General features: G+C 61.7%; 14 protein-coding genes and 1 riboswitch. Of the genes, 9 read left to right on the top strand and 5 right to left on the bottom strand.

Translation table 11 applies throughout. The annotated features are described in order from the left end of the window. Positions 1–1,327 (top strand): chemotaxis protein CheA (locus tag AYR66_RS01635; protein WP_088709548.1); only part of this gene is annotated, 1,327 nt, incomplete at its 5' end. A 37-nt stretch (positions 1,328–1,364) separates the two neighbouring features. Here AYR66_RS01635 and AYR66_RS01630 read toward each other — a convergent pair. Next, positions 1,365–1,928, bottom strand: a complete 564-nt coding sequence (locus AYR66_RS01630; protein ID WP_088706060.1) for a VOC family protein — start codon at positions 1,926–1,928, stop codon at positions 1,365–1,367. A gap of 21 nt (positions 1,929–1,949) precedes the next feature. Then, on the bottom strand, positions 1,950–2,948 hold the full coding sequence (locus tag AYR66_RS01625) for a fumarylacetoacetate hydrolase family protein (protein WP_088706059.1): 999 nt from the start codon (positions 2,946–2,948) through the stop codon (positions 1,950–1,952). A gap of 101 nt (positions 2,949–3,049) precedes the next feature. Between AYR66_RS01625 and AYR66_RS01620 the strand changes: the two genes are divergently transcribed. Further along, positions 3,050–3,901 carry an IclR family transcriptional regulator gene (locus AYR66_RS01620; RefSeq protein WP_088706058.1) on the top strand — a complete coding sequence of 284 codons (852 nt, stop codon included), beginning with the start codon at positions 3,050–3,052 and terminating at the stop codon, positions 3,899–3,901. A gap of 14 nt (positions 3,902–3,915) precedes the next feature. Here the strand turns inward: AYR66_RS01620 and xdp1 are convergent, their stop codons facing one another. The 3 genes from xdp1 to AYR66_RS01605 form a co-directional block, all read right to left on the bottom strand. Then, positions 3,916–4,692, bottom strand: coding sequence for an exosortase-dependent surface protein XDP1 (gene xdp1, locus AYR66_RS01615; protein WP_088706057.1), 777 nt, complete (start codon positions 4,690–4,692; stop codon positions 3,916–3,918). Between the two features lie 190 nt (positions 4,693–4,882). Beyond that, the gene (locus tag AYR66_RS01610; protein ID WP_088706056.1) at positions 4,883–5,452 is read right to left on the bottom strand and encodes a TMEM165/GDT1 family protein; all 570 of its coding nucleotides are present in this window, start codon (positions 5,450–5,452) and stop codon (positions 4,883–4,885) included. A 2-nt stretch (positions 5,453–5,454) separates the two neighbouring features. Then, a riboswitch (yybP-ykoY riboswitch) is annotated at positions 5,455–5,631 on the bottom strand. Between the two features lie 38 nt (positions 5,632–5,669). Then, positions 5,670–6,611 (bottom strand): CysB family HTH-type transcriptional regulator, encoded by a 942-nt coding sequence (locus tag AYR66_RS01605; protein WP_088706055.1) that lies wholly within the window; start codon positions 6,609–6,611, stop codon positions 5,670–5,672. A 136-nt stretch (positions 6,612–6,747) separates the two neighbouring features. Here AYR66_RS01605 and AYR66_RS01600 point away from each other — a divergent pair, with 136 nt between their 5' ends. The 7 genes from AYR66_RS01600 to AYR66_RS01570 all read left to right on the top strand — a co-directional run. Beyond that, the gene (locus tag AYR66_RS01600; protein ID WP_088706054.1) at positions 6,748–7,521 is read left to right on the top strand and encodes a sulfite exporter TauE/SafE family protein; all 774 of its coding nucleotides are present in this window, start codon (positions 6,748–6,750) and stop codon (positions 7,519–7,521) included. A 16-nt stretch (positions 7,522–7,537) separates the two neighbouring features. Further along, positions 7,538–9,232: a nitrite/sulfite reductase gene (locus AYR66_RS01595; RefSeq protein WP_088706053.1), complete on the top strand. Its 1,695-nt coding sequence runs from the start codon at positions 7,538–7,540 to the stop codon at positions 9,230–9,232. Next, the gene (locus tag AYR66_RS01590) at positions 9,225–9,749 is read left to right on the top strand and encodes a DUF934 domain-containing protein (RefSeq protein ID WP_088706052.1); all 525 of its coding nucleotides are present in this window, start codon (positions 9,225–9,227) and stop codon (positions 9,747–9,749) included. Before AYR66_RS01595 ends, AYR66_RS01590 begins: the two co-directional genes overlap by 8 nt. Then, entirely contained in the window at positions 9,746–10,465 is a 720-nt protein-coding gene (locus AYR66_RS01585) for a phosphoadenylyl-sulfate reductase (protein WP_088706051.1), read from the top strand. Before AYR66_RS01590 ends, AYR66_RS01585 begins: the two co-directional genes overlap by 4 nt. A gap of 4 nt (positions 10,466–10,469) precedes the next feature. Then, positions 10,470–11,405, top strand: coding sequence for a sulfate adenylyltransferase subunit CysD (gene cysD, locus AYR66_RS01580; RefSeq protein ID WP_088706050.1), 936 nt, complete (start codon positions 10,470–10,472; stop codon positions 11,403–11,405). Next, positions 11,405–12,724: a sulfate adenylyltransferase subunit 1 gene (locus tag AYR66_RS01575; RefSeq protein WP_088706049.1), complete on the top strand. Its 1,320-nt coding sequence runs from the start codon at positions 11,405–11,407 to the stop codon at positions 12,722–12,724. The genes cysD and AYR66_RS01575 overlap by 1 nt, the downstream gene beginning before the upstream one ends. A 6-nt stretch (positions 12,725–12,730) precedes the next feature. After that, positions 12,731–13,105 (top strand): SAM-dependent methyltransferase (locus tag AYR66_RS01570; protein ID WP_234814654.1); only part of this gene is annotated, 375 nt, incomplete at its 3' end.

Raw genomic sequence — 13,105 nt, 5'->3', positions numbered from 1 at the left:
CCCCGCCGGCCCCCTGCCCGCCGCCCCGGCTCCCGTCGCCGCGCCAGCCGCAGCGGCACCGGCGGCAGCGCCTTCCAACGTTACCCCGATTGCCAAGCCCGCCGCCGAAGATGGCGGCCGCCCGGTCGTAGCCCAGGTCAAGGAAGACACGATCCGCATCGACGCGGTCAAGCTCGACGCATTGCTTGAAGTGGCAGGCGAGTCGGTCCAGGCCGCCAACCAGGCTGCCGTGCTGCTGGAAAAGCTCACGCAGTTCAAGTTCGAAGGCCAGGCCGCCGCGCTGATGTCGACGCTGCAGGAAACCCTGAGCCGTGCGTCGCGCTATTCGACCGAACTCCAGCGCGCCACGCTGTCGACCCGTATGCAGCCGGTCGGCCGCCTGTTCCAGAAATTCCCCCGCCTCGTGCGCGAACTCGCGCGTGACCTTGGCAAGGATGTCGAACTGGTGATCGAGGGCGCCGAAACCGAAGTCGACCGCGTAGTCGTGGACAGCCTCTACGATCCGCTGGTACACATGCTGCGCAATTCGCTTGACCACGGCATCGAAACGCCGGACGAGCGCGCCGCCACCGACAAGCCCGCCAAGTCGGTCATCCTGCTCAAGGCATGGCAGGAAGGCAGCAGCGTCATGATCCAGGTCTCCGACGACGGCAAGGGCATGGACCCGAACCGGCTGCGCACCAAGGCTATCGCCAAGGGCCTCATCAATGAAAACGCCGCGCAGAGCAAGGAAGAAGCGCTGCAACTTATCTTCCTGCCCGGTTTCTCGACCAAGGAAGTGGCATCCAGCGTGTCCGGCCGCGGCGTCGGCATGGACGTGGTGAAGACCGCCGTCGAAAAGCACCGCGGCGCGATCCGCATCGAATCCGACATGGGCAAGGGCACGATCTTCACCATCCGCCTGCCGATCGAACTGTCGATCGTGCCGACCATGCTGGTGCGCACGGCCAATGCCGCGCTGGCACTGCCGATGGCCGTGGTGGAACGCGTAGTGGAACTGCCCGAGGAGTTCGAGTCAGTCGGCGGATCGCCGGTGCTGCGCGACCAGGGCCGTCCGCTGGCGGTGATGTCGCTGGGCGGCATCCTCGGCTATGAACCGTCAAGGGAAAAGGTCGGCATCGTCATCGCCGCACCGCAGCCGTACATCGTCGCGGTGGAAGCCGTCGACGGCACGGCCGACCTGGTGATCAAGCCGCTGACCGCGCTCTCCGTCCCTGGCGTCAACGGCACAGCGCGCTCCGCTGAGGGTGAACTGGTGCTGGTGATCAGCCTCGCCTTCCTGCTCGATGGCTGCAAGGCCACTGTGACCTCTCGTCTCGCCGCCTGACCAACCCGATCCCGGACGCACATGCGTCCGGGACGTCTCAGCGCTTTGCCAGGCGCTCCGCCTTTTCCCTCGTCCAGTCATCCAGCATGTCGCGGATGCCCTTCTGTTCCTCGGCCATTTGGGTGGCCGAGGCAAGCTGCGCACAGAGTTCCAGCCGGATGCCGTTGGGATCGAAGAAATAGATCGACTTGAAGACGCGATGGTCGGTCACCCCCAGCACGTCGATACCATTCGCCTCGAGCCGCGCCTTCATTGCCTCCAGCTGCTCGACCGTGTCGACGCGAAGCGCGATGTGGTTCACCCATCCCGGCGTATTGGCCGACGGCGCCGGTGCGACATCATCACCGAGGTCGAAGAAGGCCATGCAGGAACCGTCCGTCATCCGGAAGAAAATGTGTACATACGGGCAGTACTCCCCGGTGGACGGCACGATGTCCTTGCGGATGTAGTGGAAAAACGGCAAGCCAAGGATGTCTTCGTAAAAACGGCGCGTTTCCTCGGCGTCACGGCAACGGTACGCGAAATGGTGCAGCCCGTGGATCGGCACTGCAGCGGAAATGGCGGCGGATTGGCCGACCGGTGTGGAAGCGAGTGTGCTCATGGCAGCTCCTTGAAGGGCATGTCAACGCGCTTTTGGCGGCGTGTACTGCGCGACCTGCTGGTTGATCGCGCCGAAAATCGATTTGCCGTTCTTGTCGAGCATTTCAATCTTGATGGTGTCGCCGAACTTCATGAACGGCGTCTTCGCCTCGCCATGCGCAATCATTTCCAGCGCGCGCTTTTCGGCGACGCAGGTATAGCCCTTTGAAGAATCCTTGTTCGACACCGTGCCGGACCCGATAATCGAGCCGGCACGCGCGCAGCGCGTCTTCGTCAGGTGGGCGATCAGTTGCGGGAAGCTGAACACCATGTCCACGCCCGCATTCGGCTGGCCGACCAGCGCGCCGTTCCAGGTCGCGCGCAGCGGCAGGTGTACCTTGCCGTTATCCCACGCATCATCGAGCTCGTCCGGCGTGACAGCCACCGGCGAAAAGCTCGATGCCGGCTTGGACTGGAAGAAGCCGAAGCCCTTCGCCAGCTCGGCAGGAATCAGGTTGCGCAGCGAGACATCGTTGACCAGCATCAGCAACTTGATGTGCGACAGCGCGCGCTCGGGCGAAGTCCCCATCGGCACATCGTCGGTAATCACTGCCACCTCGCCCTCGAAGTCGATGCCCCACTCCTCCGACTCCAGCAGGATGTCGTCCATCGGCCCGATGAAGTCATCAGCGCCGCCCTGGTACATCAGCGGGTCGTGCCAGAAGGATTCCGGCATCTCGGCCTTGCGCGCCTTGCGCACCAGCTCGACATGGTTCACATAGGCAGAGCCGTCTGCCCACTGGTACGCGCGCGGTAGCGGCGCCATGCAGCGCTTCGGGTCGAAATCGAATGGACGTTGCGCCTTGCCGGCATTCAGTTGCTCATACAGCGCCTGGAGCTGCGGCGCAATGAAGCTCCAGTCGTCGAGCGCCCGCTGCAAGGTCAGCGCAACGCCGTCAGCGATATGCGCGGTTTTCAGGTCGCGGGAAACAACGACCAGCTGGCCGTCGCGGGTTCCATCCTTCAGGGTGGCGAGTTTCATCCGGGGATCCTTGTCTCGAAGATTCCGGCGAAAAGCCTTTTGCGATTGCCGGAAATTACGTATTATTAAATTAATTCACCATATCGTAATCTCAATCCGAAATGAAATCAACTGCCGACCAACAGTCCGATGATGGCCGACAAGGCATCCAGTCCGTGGAAGTTGCCGGACCGCTACTGCTCGCCCTTGCACGTTCAGCCGGACCGCTCACGCTGACCGCCCTCGCCCGCAGCGCCGGCATGCCCGCGGCCAAGGCGCACCGCTACCTGGTCAGCCTGATCCGCATCGGGCTGGTCGAACAGGATGCCGCCAGCGGCCTGTACGATCTCGGCGGACTGGCGCTTGAACTGGGGCTGGTATCGCTGGGACGACTGGACGCAGTCAAGCTGGCCGACGAAACTCTCGCCGCGCTGCGCGATGCGACGGGCGAAACCGTTGCCCTCGCCACGTGGGGCAATTTCGGGCCGACCTACATACGGCTGCTGCAATCGCGGCGTCCGGTGACCATCAACCTGCAGATTGGCAGTGTGATGCCGATGACCTACACGGCGAGCGGACTGTGCTTTGCGGCATTCCTGCCCGCAGGCGAAACGGAAACATTGATCGGAAATGAATTGGCGCAGAACCGCAGCGAAATGCTGGATGCACCGCAGTCAATGAAGGAGCTGGAACCTTTCCTCGAAGAAACCCGGCACCACGGCATGGCCCGTATGATCGGCCATCTCGAACCGGCAGCAGCGCGCCCGGCCGGAACTACACGTGCCGCCGAACGCTTGCTGGCCGGGTTCAATGCATTTTCAGCGCCGGTCTTCGACCATGACAGGCGCATGCTTTTCGCGCTGACGGTGGTCGGATCGGCAGCCCATGTCGACGAAAGCTGGGATGGAAATATTGCCCGCCAAACCAGAGCGCACGCGGCGCAGCTGTCGCAGCGCCTCGGCTTCCGGGGCTGAGCGAGAAAGCTGCTCTACGCCTTGCGCCGGCGGCGCGTTGCGATGAAACCGGCAGCAGCTGCACCCATGAGGGCCAAGGTGCCGGGCTCCGGAACGTGGGTCGGCGGCGGCGCCGTCTTGCCCGAGATTGAACCCAGTTTTACGTAATCGTTGCCGTTGCTCAGGCCGGTACCGGTCATGCCATAGGACGAACTGTAGGCACTGATCATCCACAGGCTGGAATAAAGACCGAGCGGATTAATGCTTTTCGCAGTACCGCTCGTCAAATCCGCATAGCTGCCTACCAATTCCCAGCCGCTGGAGAACAATCCGGAAATCGATTTGCCGTTGATGGCGGGCTTGCTCGTGCCGGTGTACCTGAGCACACTTATATCCGAATCGGTTTTTGTCCAGCCAAGGGTAATTGCGCTGAGCATCACGGCATCGCTGAACGCAAGGGTGACCATGTCGACCGTGCCGTTGCCATCCATTGAATGCTGAGGCGCCGACGTATCGAGAGTTTCGTCCCGGTTCCGAACCCCGAAACCCGCACCAGAATACAAGGCGATGTTCGCGGTCTGGAACGTAGTGCCGGAACCGCCAGTAGTCGACCATGCCGAGGCGGTCATCGATGGACTTCCCGCTCCAGCGGAACAGGCAAAGCTATTGCCGTAATCATCTTTTTTCGAGGCATTCTGCACGCAGCCCGAACCGACGTCCCAGATGGACGTTGCAGATGAAGTCAGGCTCGCAAACCCGAGAACGCACCCGGCGAGAACGCGGGCCGCATGAACTGGAAAATTTTTCATCATGATAAAAAATCAAGTTGGTTTGAGTATTTTCCAGAGTACATAGGCTTCGCCACGCCGGGTGAACGGATGTTTTCAGAGCGGTTTTTTTGAGCGGATGACAGACAGCCCGAGTGCATCGCGTCCTCGGAGCGCCTATGCGGTGCGACTGGCGAACTGCCCGTTGTTTTCAGGAACCAGGCTGCTGCCGGCCCTAGAACAGGCTTCCAACATTAAGCAGCGTCAGCACGCCCAGCACGGCGAAGATCGCGGCCGCAACCATGTGCACCAGGCGCATCGAAATCATCTCGATGATCTTGTTCCCGAGGAAGACCGCCGGGACATTGGCGATCATCATGCCCAGCGTGGTGCCGGCGACGACGGCATAGAAAGCTGAGTATTTCGCAGCGAGCGCAACGGTGGCGACCTGCGTCTTGTCGCCCATTTCCGCGAGAAAGAAGGCCACCACGGTCGTCATGAATACGCCGAAGCGCTCATGCTTGGTTTCGACATCGTCGATCTTGTCGGGAATCAGGGTCCAGATGGCCATCGCAATGAAGGACACGCCGAGCACCCAGCGCAGCACGTCCTTGCCGAAGAAGTCTGTCATCCAGCCGCCGACCGCACCGGCAAACGCATGGTTGAACACCGTCGCAACGAGGATACCGAGGATGATGGGAATGGGCCGGCGGAATTTTGCAGCAAGAAGGAGGGACAGCAGCTGCGTCTTGTCGCCCATTTCTGCAAGAGCGACGATGCCGGTAGATAAGAGAAAAGCTTCCATGAAAACTCCAGGGCCGGATGAATACCGATGACCACGCGCGCCCTCCGGCCCAACCGGAAGCGGCATGGTCAAAGGTCTCGCCAAACCTGGAGTCGCTTGTGCCATGGCCTTGCAGCCAAGTCTGTTGACACAAGCCCCTCTCGCAAATCGGAGGGAGGCTACTCCCCAATGACGGGGCAGATTCTACCGCAAACGGAGCATTTCCGGACGGAAATCTTCACAGCTCGTAGCTGTCTTTCTCGCCGCTCATGACCTGTTCGATCAGTTTGCGCGTGAGCGTCGGGGCGAGGAGTTCGATGAAGCTGTATACATAGCTGCGCAGGTAAGCGCCTTGCTTCAATGCAACACGCGACACATTGGTTCCAAACAGGTGCCCGACTGAAATCGCCTCCAGCCCCCTGTCCCGATCCGGATCGAATGCCATCCCCGCGATGATGCCCACGCCCATGCCCAACTCAACATAAGTCTTGATCACGTCCGCATCGATGGCTTCGAGCAGGATGTCCGGCTTCAAGTCCCGGATGTGGAAGGCATGGTCGATCTTCGCCCTGCCCGCGAAGGCACTGTCGTAGGTAATCAGGGGATAGGAAGCGATCTCTTCCAGCGTGACCATCTTCGACTTCAGCAGCGCGTGGTCATGCGGCACCACGACGACATGCTCCCATTGGTAGCACGGCAGGGAGATCAGTCCGTCCGCGCTGGCGATTGCCTCCGTGGCGATTGCGAGGTCAGCCTGGTCCTTCAGCACCATCTCGGCGATCTGGCGCGGATTTCCCTGCAACAAAGATAACTTCACCTTGGGATACTTTTGGGTAAAGGCTTGGACCACCTTGGGCAACGTATAGCGCGCTTGCGTATGGGTGGTGGCGATTGTGAAGCTGCCACTGTCCTGCGCCGCGAATTCCTTGCCAATCTGCTTCAGCCCATCGATCTCCTGCATGATCAGCTCGACCGAGCGCAACACCGCCCGCCCAGGCTCGGTCAGGCCGCGGATGCGCTTGCCGTGGCGGGTGAAGATATCCACACCCAGCTCTTCTTCCAGCTCGATGATGGCCTTGGATACGCCCGGTTGGGAGGTATACAGCGCCTTGGCGGCTTCGGTGAGATTGAAATTCTGCCGGACGGCTTCCCGGACAAAACGGAGTTGATGGAGGTTCATCGTTTCCCTTGTGGAAATGCCAACGCTACTTTTTCATGCTTGCATATACCAGGAAGGCATATAAGCAAATAAATACTAAGTAGTTTGGAATAAGGAATTAGTTTATTACGATTCAGGCTAATTTGCGCGAGGTCACATGACTATTACTTATGTACTTTCCGGTTTTGCCGTCGGCCTGCTGGTCGGCCTGACGGGCGTTGGCGGCGGTTCCCTGATGACGCCTCTGCTCACCCTCCTGTTCGGCGTTTCGCCGACGGTCGCGGTCGGCACCGACCTCGCCTTCGCGTCCACGACCAAGGCGGCCGGCACTGTTGCGCACCGCTATCGCGGCACCGTCCACTGGGACATCGTGCGTCACCTCTGCTACGGCGCCCTCCCGGCCGCCCTCCTGGCCACCATCGGCCTGAAATACTTCGGCGCGCTGGACAAGGAAATCGGCCAGATCATCCGCTATTCCATCGCTTTCTCCGTGCTGCTGACCGTCGTCGCGCTGCTGTTCCGCGGCCGCATGCAGGCATGGGTGCTCAAACATCCTGAAAAACAGCTGCAAGGCACTAAACTGACTATTGCCACCATCGTCGTCGGCGCAATCCTCGGCACGCTGGTAACGATTTCGTCGATCGGCGCAGGTGCAATCGGTGCAACTATCCTTGTATTACTGTATCCTCGCCTGTCCCCGGCGGAAATTGCCGGCACTGACATCGCCTACGCCGTCCCGCTGACGGCCATCGCCGCCTTCGGCCACTGGTGGCTTGGATCGATCAACTGGGTGCTGCTTGGTGCCCTGCTGCTGGGTTCCCTGCCCGGCATCACCATCGGCTCCCTCGCCGCCAAGGCAGTTCCGGAAAAGATCCTGCGCGGCCTGCTGGCCACGACGCTGACCGGCGTCGCCGCGAAACTGGTTTTTTAAGATTGGATAGAAAAAGATGTATCGTTACGACCAATATGATCATCAGATCGTCAAGGAACGCGTGGCGCAATACGCCGACCAGGTGCGCCGCCGCCTTGCCAACGAACTGACCGAAGACGAATTCCGCCCGTTGCGCCTGCAGAACGGCCTGTACTACCAGCGCCACGCATACATGCTGCGCATCGCAGTGCCCTACGGCCTGCTGTCCTCGAAGCAGGTGCGCATGTTCGCCCATATCGCGCGCGAGCACGACCGCGGCTACGGCCACTTCACCACCCGCCAGAACATCCAGTTCAACTGGATCAAGGTCGAAGAGACCCCGGACATTCTCGCCAAGCTGGCCTCCGTCGAAATGCACGCCATCCAGACCTCGGGCAATTGCGTGCGCAACATCACCTCCGACCAGTTTGCCGGCGTTGCGCCGGACGAGATCATCGATCCGCGCCCGTATTGCGAAATCCTGCGCCAGTGGAGCACCTTCCATCCGGAATTCGCCTTCCTGCCGCGCAAGTTCAAGATCGCCATCAACGGCGCGGAAGAAGACCGCGCCGCGATCATGGTGCACGACATCGGCCTGTCGGTTGAAAAGAACGCACAGGGCGAAATCGGCTTCCGCGTCTTCGTCGGCGGCGGCATGGGCCGCACGCCCATCCTGGGCAGCGAAGTCCGCGCCTTCCTGCCGTGGCAGCATGTACTGAGCTACGTCGAAGCCATCCTGCGCGTCTACAACCAGTACGGCCGCCGCGACAACATGTACAAGGCGCGCATCAAGATCCTGGTGAAGGCGCTCGGCGTCGAGGAATTCGCGCGCCAGGTGGAAGAAGAATGGCAGCACCTGAAGGACGGCCCGAGCACGCTGACGCAGGAAGAACTGAACCGCGTCGCCGCCTACTTCACCGCCCCGCCCTATGAAACCCTGCCGGCGACCGACGCAACGGTCGAGCAGCACAAGGCGGAGAACAAGGCCTTCGCCAAGTGGATCGAGCGCAACGTCAAGGGCCACAAGGTTCCGGGTTATGCCGCCGTGGTGCTGTCGCTGAAGAAGACCGGTGTGCCGCCGGGCGACGTCACCGCCGAGCAGATGGATTTCGTTGCTGACCTCGCCGACCGCTACAGTTTCGGCGAACTGCGCGCCACGCACGAGCAGAACCTGGTGCTGGCCGACGTCAAGCAGTCCGACCTGATCGCGCTGTGGGAAGAAGCAAAGAAGCACGGCCTGGCCACGCCGAACATCGGCTTCCTGACCGACATGATCTGCTGCCCGGGCGGCGACTTCTGCGCGCTGGCCAATGCGAAGTCGATTCCGATCGCGCAGGATATCGCCGAACGCTTCGACAACCTCGACTTCCAGCATGACATTGGCGACATCGAGCTGAATATTTCCGGCTGCATCAACTCCTGCGGCCATCACCACATAGGCCATATCGGCATCCTCGGCGTCGACAAGGACGGCAGCGAGTGGTACCAGATCTCGATCGGCGGTGCACAGGGCAACCAGTCGAGCATCGGCAAGATCATCGGCCCGTCGTTCTCGGCACACCAGGTCGCGGAAGTGATCGACCGCATCCTGCAGGTCTACCTGCGCGAGCGCACCGAAGACGAACGTTTCATCGAGACCGCGCGTCGCATCGGCATCACGCCGTTCAAGGAATTCGTGTACGCCACACCGATCAAGATCGAACATCCCGCTGGAGAAGACGCCTATGCGTAACATCATCAAGAACAAGGCCGTCGTCGCGGATGACTGGACCGTTTTGCGCCTCGGAGAAGAAGACACGCCGGACGCGGTTGCCGTGCCCGAAGGCAAGGTGATCGTGCCGCTGAAGGTGTGGCAGCAGCAGCGCGCCGCGCTGGAGAACCGCGCCGAACTCGCCGTGTGGATCGGCAGCAGCGAACGCCCGGAAGACCTGAAGGATGACCTCGGCCGCTTCAAGTTGATCGCCATCGACTTTCCGAAGTTTGCCGACGGCCGCGGCTATTCGATCGCCTTCAACCTGCGTGCGCGCCACGCTTACACCGGCGAACTGCGCGCGATTGGCGACGTGCTGCGTGACCAGCTGTTCCTGATGCAGCGCGTTGGCTTCGATGCCTTCGCCGTACGTGAAGACCGTGATATCCACGATGCGCTGAAGGGCCTGACCGACTTCTCCGAGGTGTATTCCAACTCCTGGGACAAGAAATCGCCGCTGTTCGCCCGCGTACAGCGCGGTGTGGGAGCAGCAGCATGAGCGACTACAACACCCTGGTCGAGAACACGCAGGCGACGCTCAAGCGCATCGCGGCCGAATTCTCGCCCGCGGTTTTCGCATCCAGCCTCGCCGCCGAGGACATGGTGCTGGCCGACCTGATCCTGCGCGCCAAGCTGCCGATCGGTATCTTCACGCTGGAGACCGGCCGCCTGCACAAGGAAACGCTGGGCATGGTGGACCGCATCAAGGAAACGTACGGCTACGACGTCAAGCTGTACAAGCCGGAGCCGGCCGCAGTCGACGGCTATGTGCAGCAGAACGGCCTGAACGCCTTCTACGACAGCGTCGAGATGCGCAAGGAGTGCTGCCGCATTCGCAAGGTCGAGCCGCTGAACCGTGCGCTCGCCGGCAACAAGGCCTGGGTCACCGGCCAGCGCCGCGCGCAATCGACTACGCGTGCCGACCTCGCCGTACAGGAAGACGATCCGGCACACGGCATGACCAAGTTCAATCCGCTGGCAGACTGGTCGGAAGAGGACGTGTGGAATTACATTCGCAGCAACAACGTCCCCTACAACCCGCTGCACGACAAGGGTTATCCGTCGATCGGCTGCGAACCCTGCACCCGCGCGATCCAGCCGGGCGAGGATGTGCGCGCCGGACGCTGGTGGTGGGAAAACCCGGAATCCAAGGAATGCGGCCTCCACGTCGTGGATGGCAAGCTCGTCAGAATCAAATCGGTAGCAGCACAATAAAATCATGAATACAGCAGTCGAAAAACTCTTTTTGGATGCGGCCAGCAACCGCCACCTGGACTGGCTCGAATCGGAAGCAATCCACATCATGCGCGAGGTCGCAGCCGAGTGCACCAACCCGGCCCTGCTCTTCTCGGGCGGCAAGGACTCGGTCGTGCTGCTGCGCATCGCGGAGAAGGCTTTCCGTCCGGGCAAGTTCCCCTTCCCGCTGGTGCATATCGATACCGGCCACAACTTCCCGGAAGTGATCGAATTCCGCGACCGCCGCGCTGCTGAACTGGGCGAGCGCCTGGTTGTGCGTTCGGTGGAAGATTCCATCAAGCGCGGCACGGTGCGCCTGCGCAATCCGCAGACTGATTCGCGCAATGCCGCCCAGGCCGTGACGCTGCTGGAAACGATCGCCGAGTTCGGCTTCGATGCCTGCATTGGCGGCGCCCGCCGCGATGAAGAGAAGGCCCGCGCGAAAGAACGCATCTTCTCCTTCCGCGACGAATTCGGCCAATGGAACCCGAAGGCCCAGCGACCGGAACTGTGGGACCTGTATAACACCCGCGTCCATAAGGGCGAGAACATGCGCGTGTTCCCGATCTCCAACTGGACCGAGCTCGACGTCTGGCAATACATCGCCCGCGAAAAACTGGCGCTGCCCTCGATCTACTTCGCACACGAGCGCGAGGTCATTCCGCGCAATGGCCTGCTGGTCCCGCTGACCGACCTCACCCCGGCACGCGAAGGCGAAACTGTCGAAACCCGCACGGTGCGCTTCCGTACCGTCGGCGACATCTCCTGCACCTGCCCGGTCGCTTCGGACGCAGCCGACGTGAACGCGATCCTCGCCGAAACCGCGGTCACGCAGATCACCGAACGCGGCGCGACCCGCATGGATGACCAGACATCCGAAGCATCGATGGAAAAACGCAAGAAGGAAGGGTATTTCTGATGAACGCCGCAGTTTCTGAACACGTATTGAACGCCGTCAACGAGCGCGGCCTGCTGCGCTTCATCACCGCCGGTTCCGTCGATGACGGCAAGAGCACGCTGATCGGCCGCCTGCTGTTCGACAGCAAGGGCATCTTCGCCGACCAGCTCGACGCGATTTCGCGCGCCAAGCACAAGCGTACCGTCGGCGACACCGTCGACCTGTCGCTGCTGACCGACGGCCTGGAAGCCGAGCGCGAGCAAGGCATCACCATTGACGTCGCTTACCGCTATTTCGCAACGCCCAAGCGCAAATTCATCATCGCCGACACCCCGGGCCACGAGCAGTACACCCGCAACATGGTGACAGGCGCCTCGACCGCCGACGCCGTGATCATCCTGGTCGACGTGTCCAAGGTGAAGCTGGGCGACGACGGCAGTGTGGAACTGCTGACGCAGACCAAGCGCCACTCGACCATCGCCCACCTGCTGCGCATCGAGCACGTGATCGTTGCCGTCAACAAGATGGACCTGGTCAACTACGACAAGACTGTCTACGACCGCATCGTCGCCGCTTACCAGCAATTCGCGAAGCAGCTCGGCCTGGCCGACGTGCGCGCCATTCCGCTGTCCGCGCTGGCCGGCGACAACGTCGTGAGCAAGACCGACAACCTGTCGTGGTACGAAGGCCCGACGCTGATCGAGCTGCTGGAATCGCTGACCGTCTACGACGAGTCGCACGACGAGCCCTTCCGCTATCCGGTGCAGCTGGTGGCCCGCCACAACGGCCACGAAGCCAACGATTTCCGCGGCTACATGGGCCGCATCGAGGCCGGCAAGGTGCACAAGGGCGACAAGCTGCTGGTGCAGCCGGGCGGCCAGACGGCAACCGTGAAGGACATCCTGACGCTGGACGGTTCGCTGGAATCCGCGGCAGTCGGCCAGTCTGTCACCATCCTTCTGGACGAATACCTCGACATCTCGCGCGGTGACATGCTGGTCCAGGCCGACAAGCCTGCCACGCTGCTCAAGACCGTGAATGCCGAAATTTGCTGGCTCTCCGAGGAGCCGCTCGACATGCGCCGCAAGTACTGGCTCAAGCACACGACCAAGCAGGTCGCGGCACGCGTGACGCAGATCGACACCCTGCTCGACATCAACACGCAGGAACGCCGCGCTGCCGATTCGCTGAAGCTGAACGACATCGCGACGGTCTCGATCAACGTCCAGCAGCCGCTGGCGGCCGATGCCTACGACGCCATCCGTTCGACTGGCTCCTTCATCCTGATCGATGAAGTGACGCACCAGACGGTGGCCGCGGGCATGATCCGCATCGCCTGAGCGTCAATGACCGCCTCCAACGCCGCGCAGAAGAAGACCGGCAAGGTCATCCTGCTCGGCGCCGGCCCGGGCGCCGCCGACCTCATCACGGTCCGCGGCGCCCGCTTGCTTTCCCAGGCTGACGTCGTGCTGTACGACGCACTGGTCACGGAAGAAATGCTGGCGCTGTGTCCGCAGGCGGAGAAGATCCCCGTTGGAAAACGCTCCGGCCAGCGCTCGACGGCGCAGCCCGTCATCAACCAGAAGCTGGTCGAATGCGCGCGGAAGTACGCACTTGTCATTCGCCTGAAAGGCGGCGACCCGATGATGTTCGGACGTGCCGACGAGGAATTGCGGGCGCTGGAAGACGAAGGCATCGAAGTTGAAATTGTGCCGGGCGTT

This window comes from Noviherbaspirillum denitrificans (assembly GCF_002211445.1).
Classification (GTDB): domain Bacteria; phylum Pseudomonadota; class Gammaproteobacteria; order Burkholderiales; family Burkholderiaceae_D; genus Noviherbaspirillum; species Noviherbaspirillum denitrificans.
Note: the sequence above shows the minus strand (reverse complement) of the source record. Positions and strands in the feature narration are given on the sequence as shown.

Bases quoted from the DNA above. Each gene is read 5' to 3' on its own strand.
- AYR66_RS01630 (WP_088706060.1), bottom strand. From the start codon at position 1,928: ATGAGCACACTCGCTTCCACACCGGTCGGCCAATCCGCCGCCATTTCC.
- AYR66_RS01625 (WP_088706059.1), bottom strand. From the start codon at position 2,948: ATGAAACTCGCCACCCTGAAGGATGGAACCCGCGACGGCCAGCTGGTC.
- AYR66_RS01620 (WP_088706058.1), top strand. From the start codon at position 3,050: ATGAAATCAACTGCCGACCAACAGTCCGATGATGGCCGACAAGGCATC.
- xdp1 (WP_088706057.1), bottom strand. From the start codon at position 4,692: ATGATGAAAAATTTTCCAGTTCATGCGGCCCGCGTTCTCGCCGGGTGC.
- AYR66_RS01610 (WP_088706056.1), bottom strand. From the start codon at position 5,452: ATGGAAGCTTTTCTCTTATCTACCGGCATCGTCGCTCTTGCAGAAATG.
- AYR66_RS01605 (WP_088706055.1), bottom strand. From the start codon at position 6,611: ATGAACCTCCATCAACTCCGTTTTGTCCGGGAAGCCGTCCGGCAGAAT.
- AYR66_RS01600 (WP_088706054.1), top strand. From the start codon at position 6,748: ATGACTATTACTTATGTACTTTCCGGTTTTGCCGTCGGCCTGCTGGTC.
- AYR66_RS01595 (WP_088706053.1), top strand. From the start codon at position 7,538: ATGTATCGTTACGACCAATATGATCATCAGATCGTCAAGGAACGCGTG.
- AYR66_RS01590 (WP_088706052.1), top strand. From the start codon at position 9,225: ATGCGTAACATCATCAAGAACAAGGCCGTCGTCGCGGATGACTGGACC.
- AYR66_RS01585 (WP_088706051.1), top strand. From the start codon at position 9,746: ATGAGCGACTACAACACCCTGGTCGAGAACACGCAGGCGACGCTCAAG.
- cysD (WP_088706050.1), top strand. From the start codon at position 10,470: ATGAATACAGCAGTCGAAAAACTCTTTTTGGATGCGGCCAGCAACCGC.
- AYR66_RS01575 (WP_088706049.1), top strand. From the start codon at position 11,405: ATGAACGCCGCAGTTTCTGAACACGTATTGAACGCCGTCAACGAGCGC.